Consider the following 19,640-nt stretch of genomic DNA (forward strand, 5'->3'; position numbering starts at 1 on the left):
CCACAAGAAGATTTTAATATAGCGGTCCGAAATTCTGACAGGCTCTGTAATCTGCTCCTTCCAGATTCTCCGTCCCAAATAACGACCACACCCGTGGTCTGAAAATACGTGATTTCTCAACGTTATGCATACTTACTGGAATGCGTAAAATCGACGCCAGCGTAATCAGATCCGCCCCGATATGGCCATAACTGATCGCCCCATGATTCGCGCCCCAATTATTCATGACATCATATACCGATTGGAATGAACCACTGTTAGTTAGCTTAGGAGCGAACCAGGTCGTCGGCCATGTCGGATCTGTTCTTTGATCCAAAGTATGATGAACCTCTTCAGGCAGCTCTACGGTGTAACCTTCAACAAGCTGAAGAACAGGTCCAAGCCCCTTCACCAGGTTCAAACGAGCCATAGTAACCGGCATTCCGCCTTGGGTTAAATAATCGGTAGAGAAGCCGCCTCCCCGGAAATATTCTTGAGAAGCTGGCCGGAATTGTGTATTGCTTAGACAAGCCTCAGCCTCTTCGTCTGTAATCTCCCAAAAAGGTTTGATTGCAGGCTTACCCTCTATCCTTTGCTCACCTGTACCATCAAGCGCTGCCGAACCAGAGTTGATCAGATGCAGTATTCCGTGAGCCGCTTCTCCTTCCAATTGATGACCCGTCACTCGCTTCACAGCATCGGGACTCCAGAAGGTTCGGACATCCGCAAAGATTTGTGCTGTATTCGTAAGCAAATAATTGAACAGCATCGTTACCCCATTCAAGCTGTCATTCTCTGTCGCTACGAGATAAGGTGCACGTTTGCCGTTCCAGTCAAAAGAAGAATTCAACATCGTCTCCATGAAATCGCCGTTAGGGAAATGGTCCGTCCATTGTCTCTGGCCTTGGAAACCGCCAACAATTGCATTGTGGCCGTTAGCTTCCTCTTCAAAACCAAGCTCAGCGAGAACCGGATTGCCGATCATCAGGTCGCGGGCGATCAATGTCATTTTCACACAGGTCTCCCACTGCTTCTCTTTCTCTTCTGCACTGATTTGCAGATGCGGCGGATTATTATCGGCGCCAACTTGGCAGTTTTCTTTAGTCCACGCTAGCGCACGCTTAAATTCCTCTTTATCATAAATCTCTTCTTCAAAGCGCCGGACATATTCAGACATATCTATATATTCATTGCGCATGCCCAGATACTCTTGGAAAAACTGTTCATTCACAATGGAACCCGCAATCCCCATCGAAACAGAACCCATAGATAAATATGATTTCCCCTTCATTTGAGCAACTGCTAAGCCTGCTCTAGCAAACTGCAGCAATTTAGACTGCACATCCGCTGGAATCTCTTCACTGCTAGACTCTTGAACATCTTCACCATAGATACCAAACGCAGGAATTCCCTTTTGAGCATACGCCGAGAGAACAGCAGCTAGATACACAGCACCCGGCCGTTCCGTTCCGTTAAATCCCCACACGGCATGCGGAATGGATGTATCCATATCCATTGTCTCTGAGCCATAACACCAGCAAGGCGTCACGGTGATCGACACCCCTACGTTAGCCCCGGAGAATTTCTGAGCCGCAGCAGCAGCTTCTTTAACTCCACCGATCGTAGAATCGGCGATGATGCACTCTACAGGACTCCCATTCGGATACCTTAAATTCGCTTCAATAAACTTAGCCACCCGCTGAGCCATGCCCATCGTTTGCTCTTCCAGTGATTCACGAACGCCTCTTCTTCTGCCATCAATGGTTGGGCGGATACCAATTTTCGGATAGTTTTCTATCAATGCCGTTCCTCCTCAAGATCATCTTAGAGTCATCGTTAATAGATCTATTTCTCCTTCATCATAAAATCTGCAAGCGCTTTAGTCAACACAAAACAACATATTACCTAAACAAAAGTGTGGTTTTATGTGATATAATTATTATATATTGTGGTTTTATGTGAATATGTAATTATTTTTAGATTTAAACAACAATGTAGTACACTAGAAAGCAGACGATTTATATATAAAGGTGAGTGAACGAATGAAAGCATTTGAACGACGGGATCTAATTATTAAAGAGCTTTACAGACAGAAGAAGGTCCATGTCGCAGAGCTAGCGCAAAAATTCAACGTCTCGGAAGAGACCATTCGGCGGGATCTAGATAAACTGGACAAAGAAGGTCTTGCCAAAAAAAATTATGGTGGGGCCATTCTCAACGCCCATACCAATGAAGATCCTTCCTACATCAGCAGACATCAGGTCAATATTGAAGCGAAGCGAATCATAGCCGATAATGTACTGCAATTAATCAATGATGGAGACAGCTTGGTGACAGATACGAGCTCAACGGTGTTTGAAGCCTTGCGTAGAATTATTGAGGAGAAAAACAATCTGACAATTATTACGAACTCTCTGGTGGTATTATCCGAATTTCAACACTCCGGTCAAAAGCTGATTTCCACAGGTGGAATTTTAGGTCCCGAGACCAGCTCCTTTGTTGGAAATACCGCTTCACAGACGATTCGAAAATATAATGTGGATGTAGCTATATTCAGCTGTAAAGCATTGTCCATGACAGGCGGGCTAAGTGATTCAAATGAAGAAGAAAGTGAACTGAAGGTGCTTATGCAGCAGCAGGCAAATAAAGTGGTTCTGCTCGTAGATCACTCCAAATTTGACCGGACTGCGTTCATTAAGTTGTTCAGCTTTGATAGAGTGGATTATATTGTTACAGATCAGAAGCCTTCTGAGGAATGGACCGATTTCTTAAATAATTACCATGTATCTCTTATCTATGCGCCCGCTGAGTGATCAGTAGGTGCATAGATAAAGAGAGATAATAACTTTATAACTTAGTTGTTTAAAAGACCACTTTCCAAGACGACCTTCAGCCATTCCCCAGCAATCAGATCATGCCCGGCAGTCGTCGGATGAACGCCATCCCACAGCCAGTAGGCTGCTTCTGCTCTCTCCGCAGCTGCATTGAAAGCATCCTGTAAAGGTACATAGACCGTATCAAATTGCTCAGACAGCTGCTTAACCACTCCCTGATAATGTCTAATCTTCGCTTCCCATTCTGACCACTGTTCAGCTGGAGCTCCGGTATTTAAAATAAAAGGCTCACATAAAATCAGCTTCGTATGTGGCAGAACTTCACGTGTTTCTTCAAGTACATGACGGTAAGCGCGTTCAAAACGGTCCGTAACTCCACTTGGTTCCCCTTTCATCATTCTCCAAATATCGTTAACCCCAATCAATATACTAATGATGTCAGGCTGCAAGCTAATTGCATCTTCATTCCAGCGTGCATATAAATCGGAGATTCGATCTCCACTCACTCCGCGGTTATAGAATACCAGATTCTCTTCTGCCCGCTCATTCCCTAGCTTGCCACCGATGATATACGCATAGCTATGTCCAAGAATATGATTCGGGTCTTCATAACGACCCCGATTCCCATCCGTAATGGAGTCACCCTGAAATAAGATCACTTTTGATTTTTTAGTAGCTGGATTAGTCATTGAATCTTTCATCTCCTTGATTACTAGTATATTAATCATTCAACTTGAATGTCTCCTATAATACAAGTAAAGTTATCATATAGAATACAAGGAGGAAAGAGAAAAATGAAATATAGAAGACTAGGCAATTCAGGGCTCAAAATCAGTGAGATCGGACTAGGCAGTTGGCTTACATATGGAACAGCAGCAGAGCAAAAGGCAGCCGATGCTTGTATCAGCAAAGCTTTTGAATGCGGTATCAATTTCTTTGATACGGCTAATGCATATAACCGTGGTGAAGGCGAAAAAGCGATGGGTGCTGCTCTACGCTCCTATGAAAGATCATCTTATGTGCTAAGTACAAAGGTCTTTTTCCCCATGGGAGACGATGTTAATAACCGTGGTTTGTCCCGCAAGCATATTATGGAGCAATGTGAAGCCAGCCTCCGCCGCTTAGGCACCGATTATATTGATGTATATTTTTGTCATCGCTTTGATACAGAGACCCCTGTAGAGGAGACTCTACGCGCGCTGGATGATCTGACGGCTCAAGGTAAGATTCTCTACTCCGCTGTTAGCGAATGGAGCGCAGCCCAAATCTCCAATGCTGCTGGTATCAGCCGCAGACTGAATCTGCGTCCACTGATCTCGAATCAACCTATCTATAATATGTTCGAACGTTATATTGAAGACGAGGTCCTTGAAGTATCCCAGCGTGAGGGGCTGGGCCAAGTGGTCTTCTCTCCACTAGCGCAAGGAATTCTGACTGGCAAATATAAACCGGGGCAACAACCTCCAGCAGGAACCCGTGCAGCGGATAATTCAGTTAATGGTGTGATCTCCAGCTACCTCCGTGATGATGTGTTGTCTGTGGTTGGACAGCTGGATGAACTCGCTCACAGTTTAGACCTGAAGCTTTCGCAATTGGCATTGGCATGGATTCTACGCCAGCCTGGTGTAAGTTCAGCATTAATTGGTGCCAGTAAACCAGAGCAAGTTGCAGAAAATGCCAAAGCTGTAGATACGGTACTCTCCGCAGATACTTTACAGCAAATCGAGGAGATTCTTAAGCCGGTAGCTGATTTTGCTCCTGCAAGATAACCTATTGCACACTTGCCATATAGTACACAAAAGAGGTTGTGCCAAAAGCCATCACCATGGCTTAGGCACATCCTCTTTTTCTTTAAGAAATCAATTTAGACTCTTCGGCTTGTTCAGAAGCCTTATGGATAAAAGGCTCCAGTGGTTTCTTGAGGAGTAATGCCAGCAAGAGTGCCAGCACACCGAAGATAATCAAATAAATCACATCACGAATCGCCACTTCCGGCAGAATTCCCCCAACCGCCTCCCGCATCAGACTAATTGCATAGGTAAACGGCATATACGGATTTAATATTTGAAAAAAACGCCCAGTCGTACTAATCGGAAATGTACCGCCGGAGCTAGAGAATTGAAGCACCATGAACACGATTGCTATTCCTTTTCCCAGGTTGCCAAATACAGCGACAAGCGTAAATACAATGGTTACGAACACGATGCTGATTAACACTCCAAAAAGTACAAACCACACCTTATTCACCACATAACAGTGCAAAATAAAAATGTTGCCCAGGACAGCCACCAGCCCCTGAAGAATCCCCACCGTAAGGAAGGTCAGCAGGCGGCCAAAATACAATTGATATCTTTTGTACGTTAGCCCCCCCGTATCCACACCTGTGCGGAGAAGAGAGACAAGCAGTGTGCCTCCGACCCATAAGGAAAGTACGACATAAAAAGGAGTCATTGCTGAGCCGTAATTCGGAATGGGATATAACTTATTCTCTTTTAACACTACCGGATTGGCCAAAAAATCACTTTTGCTCTTAATATCTCCTCCGAGCAGTTGCGCAATTTCCCCCAGATCAATCTCTTCTTTAATTTGGCGGATCGTGGAGGCGGCTTTTCGAATCGAGTCTTCCAGTACTGGAAGATCATTTCTCACCAAATCTGCGGCAAGCGCCACTCCTTTGTCTGCACGGGGGAGTCCTGTACGAATCAGCTCCGAGACCTGATGAACCCGCTCTTCTACAGTAGGCAGATCCTGACGCACGAAATTCGCAGCTTGCTGTATCTTTTCCCCTGCAGTAGGTAAGCTGCTCTCCAATAGCGGAAGTGTATCTCGGATGAAAGCACCAAAGCCCTGGGTCTGATCGACAACCCCACTGGCTGCTGTGTGGACCGCTTCGCGTATAGCTGGCAAATCCTGCTGCAGACTAGCTAAGCTTGTCTGCCCGAACTCAATCGCCGACATTGTCTCTTCCAGCAGGGTACCCAGCGCAGGTAAACGATCTGGCACCTGCTGCAATGCGGTAGCTGTGACATCTGCCGCCGAAGTTATTTGCTCCAGTTTATTTTTTATGGCAGGGATAGTCGACGAATCATATCCTGAGATAAGCTTCGCAATCGCCAGCTTCCCAAGACCAGACTTTAGGAACAATTGGTTAATTCCACTGGAATCAGCGTTATCCTTATTCTGAAGGTCAGCCGTCATAGCATTTACCAAGGACTTCTGACTGTTCAAAACACTGTCTACACCTTTCAATGCCGCAAGCTCAGCAATAGACACTGTTTCAGGGGAAAATGTGTTCAATGCATTTAACATAGAAAGTGTGTGTTCAATTACGCTGCTTCCTGCAGCCAACTGTGCTGAGAGTAACTCCAACTGCTCACGTACAGCTTGTGGCTCGTTATCCTCTCCCTTTAACTGTTCAGCAAGCTTGACCACTGAGCTCTCCGTTTGCTGTAGGAGATTAAGATTCTGTTTGACAGCTGCTGGAACAGCTTCAAATGCAGCACTGCTCTTCTCCAAAAATTGTTGAAGCTCCAGAACAAAATCATTTCCGGCAGTGGCAATCTTTTCTGCCTCAGGCAGTGCTGTTAAGGCAGCATTAACGATTTTATGCGCTTCCGTAAGACCTTGCGAGGCCTGAGCCATGATCTGTTCAACTTCACCATAATGGTTATCAAGTTGAACGATTAGCTGTGCCGCTTCTTCAATCTTGGGCAACTTGTCCTGTAGCCCCCCTAAATGATCTAAGGTACTCGCGATTTGCGGCCAATGCTCAGCAATTTTCTCTAAAGCCTCACCCGCTTTTTCCACCTCTGGCAGCTTATTCTCCAATGTGGAAATACGCTCTGCTGAGGCATGAATCTGCGGCCAATTTTCCTGAATTTTTAATACACGTTTACCTGCGGTTTCAATTTCTGGCAGGCTCGCCTCTAATTTAAACAATCCTTTTTCTACCTTGCGTATAATGGGCAATTCAGATTGAAATTCCTTATCAATTTGACTTAAAACAGTAAATACCGTCTCACTAATCGTTTCCGTGAAATTCTCACTGATCTGTGTGGTGATTGAAGTGGCGCCTTTATCTGTGATTTTAGGAGCAATCGCATTTATTTTCTCATTGACGGTATATTCGATCTCTGGTTTCACAATCGTTCCTTCAAGAATTCCAGTCATTCGTTTGGAGAAATTAGCAGGGATAACAATACTGGCATAGTAATCTCCGCGTTTGACACCATTATGTGCACTCTCTGCATCTACAAAGGTCCAGCCCAAGTTTTTATTGCTCCGAAGACTTTCCATGACCTCATTGCCGATATTAAAATCCTTCTCCTGCACCTTAGTACCTTCATCTAAGCTGGTAACAGCAATTTTAATGCCAGAAGTATTGCTATAAGGATCCCATACTGACGCAACGTTCACCCAATCATACACGGAGGGCAATACCACCAAAGCGGCAACCAGCAATACGGCCACAGGAACTCTGAATAAATTACGCCAATCGTTCCTATAAATCCGTAGTATTCCGCCCATTCGCTGCTCCCCCTAATCTGCATGTTTTGATATTTTAATATGCCCGAGGAGACAAGCTTTTACTATTCATTTTAGGAAACTCATGACTTCTCATTGCTTTTTAAAAAAACTTTTAAAAAAATGCAACAAAAACTGCTCTTCTCACGTAAAGAGTAATATAAACCCGTTTAAGAAAAAACAGAGCGGGTAATAAGTTCTATACAACGTCTTACATATCTCAAGGGGGAGATTAATAATGTTTAAGAAAAAGTCAGCGTATGTGTTACCGGTTGTTGTTCTGTTGTTTCTTTCCCTCATTACTTCTGCAAGTACCATTGGAACACGGGTAGATGCGCAAGATAGTGACAAGACCCAGCATCAAACAGTTTACTTTCATACTATTGAATCCGACCATGGCAAGCTCTCCGGTACGACCGATGAAATAAACTGGTATCAGGGTGCTGATGCCGATCGAATCTTTGCTGAAAGAGATCCAGAAGCTGCAGCAGAAATAGGCGGAGCTCCAGACAGTTATTATATTGTAAATGATGTTGATACTCTGACAACTTATCCGATTGCGGATAACGCCACAGTGACGATGCAAATTTTTGATCACACTGGCAATATGGATGACTTGGATATCAACTGGAATGAGTCCATAACCTTACAGCAATTTATGGATCAATTTAATAAAACGGATGTCATCGACTTGAGCCAGTTCCCGTATCACATCACCGTTCAGGACGGCGTAATTACTTCTATCGTTCAACAATATATACCTTAAGGTGCAACATAAGAAAGAGGGTTACTCAGCAGCCATGCACATGGCTTATAAGTAACCCTCTTTTTTTATTTCCTTAACAAATTATTGTTTAGCTGCATCCTTAACGGGAACCCCAAAATTCGGCGTACCATCTTCATTCCAATGGAAGACTTGAGCACGAGTATGACGGTTCGGATCGTACAGCGGATCGCCGGTAATTTCTTTATAATTGCGGCAGTGGTAGATGAGTACATCTTCCCCATTTTCATTTACAGTAAAGCTGTTATGACCCGGTCCATATTGTCCATTCTCTTCATTGGTCTGGAATACCGGTTCCGGCAGTTTGGTCCATGAAGTGGCATCCAGCAGGTCGCTGTCCTCATCTGCAACCAAAAGTCCCATGCAGTAATTGAAGTCCGTAGCGCTAGCCGAGAAGCTGATAAAGATACGGCCGTTACGTTTAAGCACTGCAGCTCCTTCGTTTACCTTGTACCCAATAATCTCCCAGTCATATTCAGGAGTAGCAATCATGGTCTGAGGACCGGTTAGCGTCCATGGATTACTCATTTCCGAGATATACAGGTTAGAATTCCCCTCAATATTCAGATCCTTCTGTGCCCATACATAATACAATTTTCCTTTGTGTTGAAAGGTGGTTGCATCCAATGCAAAGGATTCCCAAGCGGTTTTTACCTGGCCTTTTTCTACCCATGTTCCTTCTAAAGGATTGGCAGATTCATTCTCAAGAGCAAACATACGGTGATCGAATAATCCATCCTTCGTCTCCGTAGTACGCGCCGCCGCGAAATAAATGTACCATTTACCGTCAATATAATGGAGCTCTGGTGCCCAAATGTTTGCACTAAGCGGACCCGTCTCATATTTACGCCAAGCTACAACCGGTTCTGCAGCAGCCAATCCCTCGATTGTTGTTGCTCTCCGAACTTCGATCCGGTCGTATTCTGGGACAGAAGCAATAAAGTAGTAATAACCATCTGTATGTTTATATACCCATGGATCAGCACGTTGCTCCACCAATGGATTTTTATATTCTACACTCGTATTCATAATCTCTCTCCTCTATTTAAACTTTAACAATACAGAACCATGCTGTGGAAGAGTTTGAGAAATACCTTCGTTAACCACTTCCAAATCGCGGCTCTGCCATAGATCACGTATAGTATTAGGAATTGAAACCTTAAGCTGCTCGAACGACACCTGAAGCGTTAAAGCTTCATCGCTAAGATTAAACAAAGCTACATAATGGTTACCTTGTTCATCCTCAGATGTCCAGATCGCATGCTCCTCATTTAGCGCCACTTGTCTGCCGCCTTTACCATAACGATGCAGATGAAGCACTTCCTTATTGGTCAATAAAGATAATGTCCAATCATCATTGTCCCGAAGTTCTCCTCCAAACATTAACGGGGAGCGGAAAATACTCCATAGTGTCATCATGGTGACCTGCTCGTCATGAGTAAACCGCGTGAACCGGTCTCCCCCGCCATCTACAGAACGAATGCCCAGATGACCTAACGGCAGCATGTCACAATCCGGCCAATGGCCCGGCTGCACATAAGGAGCCCATTTCTCACAGCGCTCAAACATCCCGCGCAGCAAATGCCAATGATCCCAGTAATCATCGGTCATTCTCCAAAGGTTAGCGTGTCCGGCTAAGTGTTCAGCCTCTTCCACTGGAGCAGGTCCAGGCGAAAGACTGAGCACCATCTCGCGACCACTGCGGTCAATAGCCTTACGGATCATAGCAACTTCTTCTTTGTGATATCCATAAATGCGTGAAGCGGCAATATCATCCACTTTCACATAATCCACACCCCAACTGGCATACAACTGGAACAGCGAGTCATAATACGCCTGACTGCCTTCTTTTGAAGCATCTACTCCATACATGTCCGTATTCCATGGACAAATAGAATTTGGGTGAGCCACATCGCGTGCGGTTTGCTCAGAGCCTAGAATGGCACTGGCCGCATGAGCAGCCTGACGCGGGATTCCGCGCATAATGTGTATGCCGAATTTCAAACCCAATCCATGTACATATTCAGCGAGTGGCGCAAACCCTTTGCCTCCCGCTGCGGAAGGAAACCGGTTCTCAGCAGGTTGAAGTCTGGAGTACTCATCCATAACCAGCGGTACAAAGTTGCGATACTGCGAAGAATTCGCTCCAGGCTCATACCACTGAATATCCACAACTACATATTCCCAACCAAAGTCCTTCAAATGGGTAGCCATATATTCTGCATTGCCTCTTACTTCTTCTTCATTTACACTGGCCCCGTAACAATCCCAACTATTCCAGCCCATCGGGGGCGTAGCAGCTAACAAATTTTGTGTGATGATTTTCACGTCCTTTTCAAAAACTTAGTATTCACTCCCAGCGAGGTGCCAAGGGATAAGGGCAAGTAGAGTCCTGCAATCTTGTTCTTACCTCTACAAGACAGCCACAATAACGGCAAGTGCTACCAAATTGCAGCCCAGAGCAATCTCGGCAATGTTCAATACGCTGCAAATATTGCTCCTCCGGTGCTAAAGGTCTTTCTCTAGTGGCTATTTCTATTAAACGCTCCAGTTTTTCTGGGCTTATTCTCATGTTCTCATCACAGCTTTTGCAGCGACGGTTTTTTTCTTGGTTCTCTGACATGATGTTATTCCAGAGTCAAGACTACCACGGAAGCAGGTGGAAGCTCACAGCTCAGCTTTTCACCTAATAAAGACGCACCCTCAAAAGCTACTGGAGTAACTGTATCCGGTGCCTCAAACGTATTGTGCGCTCCCAGCACGGAATGCGTTAAAATCTGACCTGTCACTTTGCTAAAGCTAACCTCTTCAATACCAATACTTAGCGATGCGCTGTCCTTATGGCTCAGGTTACAGAGTGAAACATATACTTTGCCATTCGTATCACGAGATGCAGAAACGCTAATCTGTGGAATTGTAAGCTCCCCAAACGTATAATCAGGGCTCTCAATAGTAACTTCAAGCAGTTCATTATCCTGATGCTCTTTGTACATTTCAAATACATGATAGGTAGGCGTTAGAATCATCTTGTCGCCCTCCGTCAGGATAAGGGCTTGCAGTACATTGACCACTTGAGCTAAATTCGCCATTTGCACACGACTGCTATGCTTTTGGAAAATATTCAGCGTTACCCCTGCTACCAATGCATCTCTGAGTGTATTCTGCTGATACAGGAACCCTGGATTCGTACCAGGTTCACTTAAGAACCAAGTTCCCCACTCATCTATAATCATTCCAACCCGCTTATCCGGATCATATTTATCCATTACCGCTGAATGTTTGGTTATCAGTTCATCCATATGCAAGGTTTTTTGCATAGTCTCAAACCATTCGGCTTCATCAAAACCTAAAGCGTAACGTTTCTCTTCCCAGCTTCCAGGAATCGTATACGAATGAAGACTGAGACCATCCATAAACCGTCCAGCTTCGCGCATTAGCACTTCCGTCCAATTATAATCATCAACGTTGGCGCCACCAGCGATTCTATAGATCTGATTTTCACCATAATTGCGCACATATGTCTGGTAACGTCTGTACAAATCTGCATAATATTCTGGACGCATATTGCCGCCGCAGCCCCAGTTCTCATTACCTACACCAAAATACTTCAACTTCCACGGCTCTTCACGCCCATTTTCACGACGCCAGTCCGCCATCGGTGATTCGCCTTCAAAGGTCATATATTCAACCCACTCCGACATCTCCTGAACAGTGCCACTGCCAACATTCCCGCAGATATACGGTTCACAATCCAGCAACTCACATAATTCAAAAAATTCATGCGTCCCAAAATGATTATTCTCGACGACACCGCCCCAGTGCGTATTCACCATCCGCTTACGGGTTTCTTTTGGACCGACGCCATCCTTCCAATGATACTCATCGGCAAAACAGCCCCCCGGCCAACGAAGGACAGGAATATTAACTTTTTTGAGTGCTGCTAGGATGTCATTGCGGAAGCCCTTGGTGTTCGGAATCGGTGAATCTTCCCCCACATAGATCCCGTCATAGATACATCTGCCCAAATGCTCGGCAAAATGACCATATAGATATTTGCTGATCTTATTAATTCCTTTACCTGCATGTAGCTTGATCGTAGTCATCTATTCTCTTCTCCATTCTTTTGCTTACCCCAGATGGAAATTCCATTTTCATTTAATCCAGTAAATACAAGGGTCTGAGTTTCTTTCTCCCAATCCCATGACGGAAGCAATTGCACCTTCTCTATCCGGCCTTCACCCTCGACAACATCATTCCAGACCAAGGTCAGGACTCTGCATCCATCAAAAGACCAGCTTCCCTTTCCATTCGCACCTTCCAGCTTAAAGTCAGAGGATAGACTTATGACGGCAGACTGAATCTGGCCATCCGCTGAGGGGTCCATTACAATCCATTCCCACTGTCCTGCGATTAGCTGTTCTGGAATATCCTGTTCCACTTCACCCGCATACCGTTCTGGAGATACAACAGGCCAACCATCCTCTGTCCACAGAATTCGACGAACCTGTAAATAGGACCAATGTTTATCGATTTCACCACGTGCATGATGAACTATATAATAGCTGCCATCCTCATGAAGAACTGAGTTATGGCCGGGAGCTATCCAACCTGGATCTTGTCCAAAGCGATAGCCACCCAGTATTTTATTGCCGACCTCATATCGGGGTTGATGCGCACTATCAGTCATATCTCGTCCGTTATAATCCACATATGGGCCGGTAATAGTATCTGCACGAGCGACACGAACGTTATAATCCTCAAACAGAGAGTCATAGGAGACGAACAAATAGTATTTTTTGAATTGCTCGTTATACACTATGTACGGTCCTTCAACTGCTCCATCTTTAATGGTGTTATCCCGTTTAGCGATCAGCGTACCAAAACCTTCTTGCTTCGGTTTGCCCGTTTCCGCATTCAGCTCAATGATATGAATTCCACCAAAAAAAGAACCATACACCATCCACATTCGCCCATCTGCATCCGTAAGCACATTGGCATCAATCGCATTCAGTGAATCTTCAGCACGCGTCTGAATCACTACACCTTCATCGGTCCAAGGTCCCTCAATAGAAGCTGAAGTTTGAAGTCCGATTAGCGATTGTCTACTTCCGAAAGATGAGGCCGAGTAATACATTCGATACTGTTCACCGTATTTCACCACATCGGGTGCCCATAAATTAGTAGCCCCTGCCCATTCCTTCGCAACTTGGGGAATTCCCGGCAGCGCATAATGAACCCATTCCCAATGGATAAGATCCTGTGATTTCCGAACCATTACGCCTGGACGTAATTCTCCTCCGACTCTTATGTCCGTAGAAAAAACATAGTAACCCTCATCTGTTTTAATAATGCCTGGATCATGTGTGTTGTGAATCGTCCATAAAGACTCGATATCAATCACTGATAGATCATACATTGGCATGTTCCCCGGGGAACTTGGAAAGACAAGATCTGATGTTTTTTTTACCATTAAATTATCACCTCAGAAATAGCAACAGATTGAACAGCAATAAATATTAAATTTAAAATGAAAAAATATGTATTCGCTTACAATATAAAATAACATATATAAAAAGCCTTGTAAATATATTTCTATAAACCTTTTTATATTTATATGAAATTAAACTCGAAATAAATGAATTAGGGCGAAATAACAGCCTTTTTCTTTAGATTAATTCTTTATATGTTTAAATTTTACTAAATCAAATAAAAATCATGCCAAAAATCCCTCTTATATTCGTACATTCTACAAAATAAGGAAGTATACTTTATTTATATGCCTTATTAGTTTATAATTTTATAAAATAGTATAATTTATGACGTAATCGGAAGAAGGTATTGATAAAATGATCTATATTAAAGATTTAATGAGTGGATTAGAAATTTTTAAGGCACTAAGCTCAGAAATCAGAATTCTCATTTTAGAGCTCCTTGCCACCAATCAAGCCTTGAACCTGAATGAAATTGCCAAGAAACTGAACCTCAGCAACGGCGCCATCACCATGCATATTAAAAAGTTAGAAGAAAGCGGTCTCATTGAGATAAACACATCAGTGGGTAAGCACGGTATTCAAAAGGTCTGCTATTTAAATAAGGACAAGCTTATTGTTGACCTTCGCAGCAAGGATGTTGATAATCTTTACGAAGTAGAAATTCAAGTAGGTCATTACAGCAACTATCAGGCTGTTCCAACTTGTGGACTGGCTACCAAAGACAGCATCATCGGGGATTTCGACGAGCCGCGTTATTTTGCAGATCCGCAGCGAATTGAATCCGAAATTATTTGGATGGCTGAAGGGTTCCTCGAATATAGAATTCCGAACTACCTTAAAGCCAACCAAACGTTCCGCGAAATTCAGTTCTCGATGGAGATCGGCTCTGAAGCTCCTGGGTCTAACGATAACTATCCGTCCGACCTTTATTTCTATTTAAATGGAATTGAAATCGGATTCTGGACTAGCCCTGGCGATTTCGGAGATACCCGGGGAACATTTAACCCCGATTGGTGGCCTCCGCACCTAAACCAATACGGTATGCTGAAGCTGATCCGTATCAATAATGAAGGCAGCTTTATTGATGGCTGTCGGATTTCTGACGTGACCCTTGATGATATCCAATTGGATTACAAAAGTGAACTCACATTTCGTATCGCAGTAACCGACAAGCCTACAAACAAACGCGGACTCACGATTTACGGAAAACATTTCGGCAATTATAGCCAGGACCTACTGGCACGTGTGTTGTATGATGTACATGAAGTTGGAGAGGGCCTCCCTCGTAACGCTGTTATAATAGCAGAGTAACCAACCCTGCTTAAATAAAAAGACCCTAGATTCAGCTAACGCTGAATTAGGGTCTTTTTGTGCTTCGTATATTTTTTCGATATTGAACCATAATAACTTTGTCTCCCAAACCACCGAGAAGGAGTGTTTCGAATGCGTGAAGGTCTAATTCCCGCTGTTCTTGGAACCGTCGTAACCGCTTCTAGCGCCGCTTTTCTTGGAAGCAAGTATAAGATGGCAGCAACAGGCGTACTTGGATTTGGTCTGGCTCATGTCGTATTGGGTGCCATTGATCTGTTTGAGCATCGGTAAGGATTGGAAGATGCCGGGTGGTATGAACACTGCCCGGTTTATTTTGTATTTCTTATGTTGGCGCAATTACAAGCTGCTCCAACAGATGATGTCATAAAAAACAGCGCTTCTCCTGATATCGGAGAAGCGCTGTTTTTGTTTGGGGCGCTGGCTGGTTGCTCCAACCTTGTCTCCATCATCTCATGTATCTCACGTGGCTTACGTGGCTTACTGGCTTACGTGGCTTACGGACCCAGATGACGTTATTTGCATATTTTTAGCTCTTGGAGCATGTTTTCGGACTCCAGTGACGCTATCCATTGGAAAATGACCAATATTGGACGTTTTTCAAGCCAATAGCTGCAATGGAGTCCGATAGCACCCAAAATATTGGAAAATGCTGCGTATAAGGTCCGCTGGGTCCGATCACTACTATTAATACGTATATCTGATGGTACTTGTGCATGCATGGATGGGTAGTGAAAACCCACACGCATGCGGCAGCGGTAATGCATGAGCATTCGAGAGCGGCAACCCACACGCTTCCGCAATGGGCAATATATGAGCATTCGAGAGCGAGAACCTACACGCTTCCGCAAAGCGGCAATATATGAGCATTCGAGAGCGAGAACCCACACGTTTACGCCAGCGGTAATGCATGAGTATTCAATAGCGAGAACCTACTTGTTTCCGGCAGCGTCAACCTATGTGCTTCTAACAGCAGCATTCCACTCGCTTCCGCCAGCAATAATCTAAAGTCAAAAAAAGGGGCTGTCCCAGCAGCTATTTTCATAGCTTATGGGACAGCCCCTCTTAACATTTTGAATAATTATTTTATAGCTACATAAAATAATCGTTCAGCATCATCTTCTGCCTCTACCCACTCGAAATCGGCGTAGATCTTCACATCACTAAACCCAGCCTTAAGCAGCTCTTCCTTCATCCAGTTAGGATCGTAGGCGCGCTGAATATGGGTCTCTTCGAATCGGCGATAGCGATCGCTATGTCCGTCTTCACGGGCAAAAATGGACAGATGATGTTCAATTTCGCGGCGTGGAACATCCATCTCACAAGTCCAAATATAAGAAACAGATGGCTCGTCCAGAATAAAGGGCTGTTCTTCTTCATAACGAATTAGTGTGTTTGGATGATGCACATCGAACAGGAAGGTTCCGCCTTGCTTTAACCCTGCATAGGTACTGGCAAAAACAGCGCTGATGTCATCCTCTTCCAACACATAATTCAGACAATCACAAAAGGAAATCACAGAATCCACCAGCTCCGGAAGCTCCCATTCCTTCATGTTTTGTCTAATCCAACGAACACTGCCTTCGCGCAAAAAGCGCCGTCCCTGGGGATGCTCCTCCATTTTGCGCTGTGCCACTGAGAGCATGTCAGAAGATAAATCGATTCCGGTCATATGATATCCTGAACCCGCCAAAGGAATTGTAATACTTCCTGTTCCGCAGCCAAGCTCGGCTACAGTTAACGGTTTGCCGTATTTACTCCATGCGGCTTCAGCAAAGGATATCCAATCTGGATACGGCATATCTGCCATAAGCTCATCGTATACATAAGCAAATTTCCCATAGGAAGACACAATTACACCGCTTTCTATAACAACATTTTATAAATTCCGTCTATTGAATCGTAAGCTTAATCCGTCGTTTCTTCTTGCCCTTCGGTTGTTCCTTCTTCATTATCCTTAGCAACAAGATACGTCCAGTTCTCTTTTTGAGTAATATGGCCTTCCTTCATCAGCTTCCCAAGTGCACGCTTGAAGGCGGATTTACTGATTCCGAACCGTTGTTTGATAATATCTGGCGGCGTAGCATCCGAATAAGGCATCGCTCCACCTGGACGAGCATGTAAGAACTCCAAAAGTGCGGCAGAATCTACATCCATCCCCACTTCTTTACGAAGACCCATAGAAAGGTTAACACGTCCATCTTCACGGATATGAGAGACACGTGCTTCAAACTGCTCACCAAGACGCAGCAGACGGCTCCGCTCCGAGGAATGGACCATACCGATAATCCCAAAGCCTAGCACACCCGCATCCACAAGTACAAAAGTACCCATTTGCAGCGGCTTATACACTCGGGCTGTTACAGTCTGTCCCATCCAAGATTCAGGTGCAGGCAGAGCTAGAGGAGCAAGCTCCTGTTCTCCGGCCAGCTTGGCACGCAGACGCCCCTGTTTATCATGCTCCATGATCGCAAACACATAGTCCCCAACCTGCGGACGCAGCTCTGGAAGCTCTGGAAGCTCACGGATAGGCAGCAGCAGCTGACGTCCAAGACCCATCTCCAAAAAGCAGCCCAGACGCGGATGAATATCAGCCACTTCCAATAACGCCATCTCGCCCAGCGTCAGAAATGGTTTTTTCATCGTTGCCGCAAGACGGTCCTCGGTATCAAAGAAAATGAAAACTTCAACTTTATCGCCGGCTTTTACCTTCTCTGTCAGCTCCGTATAATGCAGCATAACATCCTGGTCTCCAGCATTCAGAAAAAATCCGTATGGCGAAACTTCCCGCTCTACATGAAGTGTAACCGTAGTTCCTGCAATCAGGCTCATACAGTCTCCACAACCTTGGCATCGGACCACAGACGCTCGATATTGTAATATTCACGCTCATCGCGGTGGAATATATGAACGATAACATCGCCAAGATCCATCAGCACCCAGCGTGCTGAATCCATGCCTTCAATCCCTTTGATCACTCCGCCTGCTTCATGAACCACTTTACGGACTTCGGTAGCGATCGCCTGTACCTGAATATCCGAGTTACCGTGACATACGATAAAGTAATCACTGATTGGTGAAACATTACGTAGATCTAGTGCCACGACGTTCATTGCTTTTTTATCTTCAACAGCCTTAAGGGCCAGTTCTAACAGCTTGCTTGGTTGTACACTCATATTTTATCCTCCAATATTCTAACTAAATCATTACGCGCCAGTACCGTTAAGGGGAAAATCACCCGGCGTTTCTCCAGTAACAAACTAATCGTAGAATCGAACCCAGCGACTAATCCTTCTTCCAAACTTACTTGTGCCTTCTCGCGTATCTTATCAACCCCGGGAAAATCACGCCCAGGCTCGATGTAGTCAGCTAGGCAGACGATCTTTTCAAGTAAACTCATGTCTTCACGGCCTGAGGTATGGAAACGAATCGCATTGATAATATCAGGATCCGTAATCCCATAGTCTTTCTCAGCTACAAAGGCGCCTACTTCCGAATGCCACATCTGCTTGTCATACACCAGAAGATCCAAATTTAATTGATTTTGTTCAATGATCTCCTTCATACGCTCAACCGGCCAATACTTAGCCACATCATGCAGAATTGCTGCTGTCTCTGCACGCTCAGGGTCAGCACCATATTGCTTCGCCAGTTGAATAGATGTCTCCATCACGCCGAGTGTATGCTTCCAGCGCTTATCAGGCATCTGTGCGGAGACCGCTTCAATCAGTGCTTCGCGGCTGTATGCCATACAATCCACTCCTTTGAACATAATCGAACACTGCCTCTGGAACCATATAACGAATAGATTTACCTGCTGCCGCCCGTTCTCTTAACATCGTTGACGAAATATCAACCAGTGGCATATCTGCAAGCAATACCTTTTTTGCTATAAAGTCTGGCAATGCATCTAGATCAAGAGGTGTCCCCGGACGACCCACACCAATAAATGTAAGCCGCTGCACCAGTTCTTCAATCTCGTTCCATTTCGGCAAATACTGAACCATATCCGCTCCAATGATGAAATAAAGATCGAAATGCGGATACTCCTCTTGCAGACGTCTTATGGTCTCATAGGTATAGGAGACGCCACCTCTGACAACTTCCCAATCTAATGTGCAAAAAGCTTCGTGATTCTTCACCGCTTCCTGCACCATGGCTAGTCGGTCTTCTCCAGATACACCCGCCTCATGTTTATGAGGCGGGATATGTGAAGGCATAAACCATACCTCTTGCAGACCATAAGTATCTCTTGCGGCTTCCGCTGCCATCATATGACCGATATGAAGAGGATCAAAGGTACCTCCCATAATTCCAACTTTCAAGAGGACGACCTCCTCGGTAAGGTATACTTACAGCTATTAACGCGGCAGCTCAATGGTTTTGTTATCACGTGATTCTTTGTATAGAACGACAGTCTTACCGATCACTTGCACAAGCTCAGAACCCGATTGTTCAGCCAGAGCAGCGCCAATTTCCTTGGGATTCTCAATATTATTGCTCAGTATACTAATCTTCATAAGCTCGCGCTTCTCAATAGCTTCTTCAATATGGCGTACGAGGTGATCATTTACTCCACCTTTGCCCACTTGAAAAATAGGATCGAGATGGTGCGCCAATGAACGAAGATACCGTGTTTGTTTACCAGTTAACATAAATGAATAACTCCTTAATTAACATATATTATTACCTATTATT

General features: G+C 44.6%; 20 protein-coding genes. 6 read left to right on the forward strand and 14 right to left on the reverse strand.

What is annotated here, in order from left to right:
- Window positions 1–13: 13 nt before the first annotated feature.
- On the reverse strand, window positions 14–1,780 hold the full coding sequence (locus MKY14_RS19400; RefSeq protein WP_340977138.1) for an L-fucose isomerase: 1,767 nt from the start codon (window positions 1,778–1,780) through the stop codon (window positions 14–16).
- A gap of 241 nt (window positions 1,781–2,021) precedes the next feature.
- Here MKY14_RS19400 and MKY14_RS19405 point away from each other — a divergent pair, with 241 nt between their 5' ends.
- Complete coding sequence (locus tag MKY14_RS19405; protein ID WP_076130709.1) at window positions 2,022–2,792, forward strand: DeoR/GlpR family DNA-binding transcription regulator; 771 nt, start codon at window positions 2,022–2,024, stop codon at window positions 2,790–2,792.
- A gap of 41 nt (window positions 2,793–2,833) precedes the next feature.
- Here MKY14_RS19405 and MKY14_RS19410 read toward each other — a convergent pair whose 3' ends face one another.
- The gene (locus tag MKY14_RS19410; protein ID WP_340977140.1) at window positions 2,834–3,541 is read right to left on the reverse strand and encodes an SGNH/GDSL hydrolase family protein; all 708 of its coding nucleotides are present in this window, start codon (window positions 3,539–3,541) and stop codon (window positions 2,834–2,836) included.
- Between the two features lie 66 nt (window positions 3,542–3,607).
- Here MKY14_RS19410 and MKY14_RS19415 point away from each other — a divergent pair, with 66 nt between their 5' ends.
- Window positions 3,608–4,582 (forward strand): aldo/keto reductase family protein, encoded by a 975-nt coding sequence (locus MKY14_RS19415; protein ID WP_076280513.1) that lies wholly within the window; start codon window positions 3,608–3,610, stop codon window positions 4,580–4,582.
- Window positions 4,583–4,664: 82 nt separating this feature from the next.
- On the opposite strand, the gene MKY14_RS19420 is transcribed toward MKY14_RS19415, so the two are convergent.
- Window positions 4,665–7,340 carry a YhgE/Pip domain-containing protein gene (locus MKY14_RS19420; RefSeq protein ID WP_076142486.1) on the reverse strand — a complete coding sequence of 892 codons (2,676 nt, stop codon included), beginning with the start codon at window positions 7,338–7,340 and terminating at the stop codon, window positions 4,665–4,667.
- Between the two features lie 235 nt (window positions 7,341–7,575).
- On the opposite strand from MKY14_RS19420, the gene MKY14_RS19425 reads away from it, so the two are divergent.
- A complete protein-coding gene (locus MKY14_RS19425; RefSeq protein ID WP_076142484.1) occupies window positions 7,576–8,103 on the forward strand; it encodes a hypothetical protein in 528 nt (175 codons plus the stop codon).
- Window positions 8,104–8,184: 81 nt separating this feature from the next.
- Here MKY14_RS19425 and MKY14_RS19430 read toward each other — a convergent pair whose 3' ends face one another.
- From MKY14_RS19430 to MKY14_RS19450, 5 genes are read right to left on the reverse strand one after another with little or no spacing between them, the layout of a single operon-like run.
- Window positions 8,185–9,150: a glycoside hydrolase family 43 protein gene (locus MKY14_RS19430; protein WP_076125166.1), complete on the reverse strand. Its 966-nt coding sequence runs from the start codon at window positions 9,148–9,150 to the stop codon at window positions 8,185–8,187.
- Window positions 9,151–9,162: 12 nt separating this feature from the next.
- Window positions 9,163–10,440, reverse strand: coding sequence for a glycoside hydrolase family 27 protein (locus MKY14_RS19435; RefSeq protein ID WP_139330228.1), 1,278 nt, complete (start codon window positions 10,438–10,440; stop codon window positions 9,163–9,165).
- 31 nt (window positions 10,441–10,471) lie between these two features.
- Window positions 10,472–10,744, reverse strand: a complete 273-nt coding sequence (locus MKY14_RS19440; RefSeq protein ID WP_076125168.1) for a DUF6171 family protein — start codon at window positions 10,742–10,744, stop codon at window positions 10,472–10,474.
- 4 nt (window positions 10,745–10,748) lie between these two features.
- On the reverse strand, window positions 10,749–12,224 hold the full coding sequence (locus MKY14_RS19445; protein WP_076125169.1) for an alpha-N-arabinofuranosidase: 1,476 nt from the start codon (window positions 12,222–12,224) through the stop codon (window positions 10,749–10,751).
- Window positions 12,221–13,543 (reverse strand): arabinan endo-1,5-alpha-L-arabinosidase, encoded by a 1,323-nt coding sequence (locus tag MKY14_RS19450; RefSeq protein ID WP_405132624.1) that lies wholly within the window; start codon window positions 13,541–13,543, stop codon window positions 12,221–12,223. Before MKY14_RS19450 ends, MKY14_RS19445 begins: the two co-directional genes overlap by 4 nt.
- 424 nt (window positions 13,544–13,967) lie before the next feature.
- Here MKY14_RS19450 and MKY14_RS19455 point away from each other — a divergent pair, with 424 nt between their 5' ends.
- The 3 genes from MKY14_RS19455 to MKY14_RS19465 all read left to right on the forward strand — a co-directional run bounded on the left by MKY14_RS19455 (window position 13,968) and on the right by MKY14_RS19465 (window position 15,455).
- Window positions 13,968–14,924 (forward strand): ArsR/SmtB family transcription factor, encoded by a 957-nt coding sequence (locus MKY14_RS19455; protein ID WP_036675692.1) that lies wholly within the window; start codon window positions 13,968–13,970, stop codon window positions 14,922–14,924.
- A 132-nt stretch (window positions 14,925–15,056) separates the two neighbouring features.
- Window positions 15,057–15,215, forward strand: coding sequence for a hypothetical protein (locus MKY14_RS19460; protein ID WP_036675694.1), 159 nt, complete (start codon window positions 15,057–15,059; stop codon window positions 15,213–15,215).
- 3 nt (window positions 15,216–15,218) lie between these two features.
- Window positions 15,219–15,455 carry a hypothetical protein gene (locus tag MKY14_RS19465; protein ID WP_340977141.1) on the forward strand — a complete coding sequence of 79 codons (237 nt, stop codon included), beginning with the start codon at window positions 15,219–15,221 and terminating at the stop codon, window positions 15,453–15,455.
- Between the two features lie 568 nt (window positions 15,456–16,023).
- On the opposite strand, the gene MKY14_RS19470 is transcribed toward MKY14_RS19465, so the two are convergent.
- The 6 genes from MKY14_RS19470 to yhbY are packed head-to-tail and all read right to left on the reverse strand — an operon-like array spanning window position 16,024 to window position 19,597.
- Window positions 16,024–16,794: a class I SAM-dependent DNA methyltransferase gene (locus tag MKY14_RS19470; protein WP_038569469.1), complete on the reverse strand. Its 771-nt coding sequence runs from the start codon at window positions 16,792–16,794 to the stop codon at window positions 16,024–16,026.
- Between the two features lie 56 nt (window positions 16,795–16,850).
- Window positions 16,851–17,774: a CvfB family protein gene (locus tag MKY14_RS19475; protein WP_340977142.1), complete on the reverse strand. Its 924-nt coding sequence runs from the start codon at window positions 17,772–17,774 to the stop codon at window positions 16,851–16,853.
- Window positions 17,771–18,118, reverse strand: a complete 348-nt coding sequence (gene rsfS / locus MKY14_RS19480) for a ribosome silencing factor (protein WP_036675699.1) — start codon at window positions 18,116–18,118, stop codon at window positions 17,771–17,773. The genes MKY14_RS19475 and rsfS overlap by 4 nt, the downstream gene beginning before the upstream one ends.
- Entirely contained in the window at window positions 18,115–18,693 is a 579-nt protein-coding gene (gene yqeK, locus MKY14_RS19485; RefSeq protein WP_076125176.1) for a bis(5'-nucleosyl)-tetraphosphatase (symmetrical) YqeK, read from the reverse strand. The genes rsfS and yqeK overlap by 4 nt, the downstream gene beginning before the upstream one ends.
- Window positions 18,665–19,267, reverse strand: a complete 603-nt coding sequence (locus tag MKY14_RS19490; protein WP_076125178.1) for a nicotinate-nucleotide adenylyltransferase — start codon at window positions 19,265–19,267, stop codon at window positions 18,665–18,667. The genes yqeK and MKY14_RS19490 overlap by 29 nt, the downstream gene beginning before the upstream one ends.
- A gap of 36 nt (window positions 19,268–19,303) precedes the next feature.
- Complete coding sequence (gene yhbY / locus MKY14_RS19495) at window positions 19,304–19,597, reverse strand: ribosome assembly RNA-binding protein YhbY (protein WP_036675703.1); 294 nt, start codon at window positions 19,595–19,597, stop codon at window positions 19,304–19,306.
- Between the last annotated feature and the right edge of the window lie 43 nt (window positions 19,598–19,640).

Origin of the sequence: Paenibacillus sp. FSL R5-0887, from assembly GCF_038002305.1 — a bacterium.
Lineage (GTDB): Bacteria > Bacillota > Bacilli > Paenibacillales > Paenibacillaceae > Paenibacillus_AQ > Paenibacillus_AQ odorifer.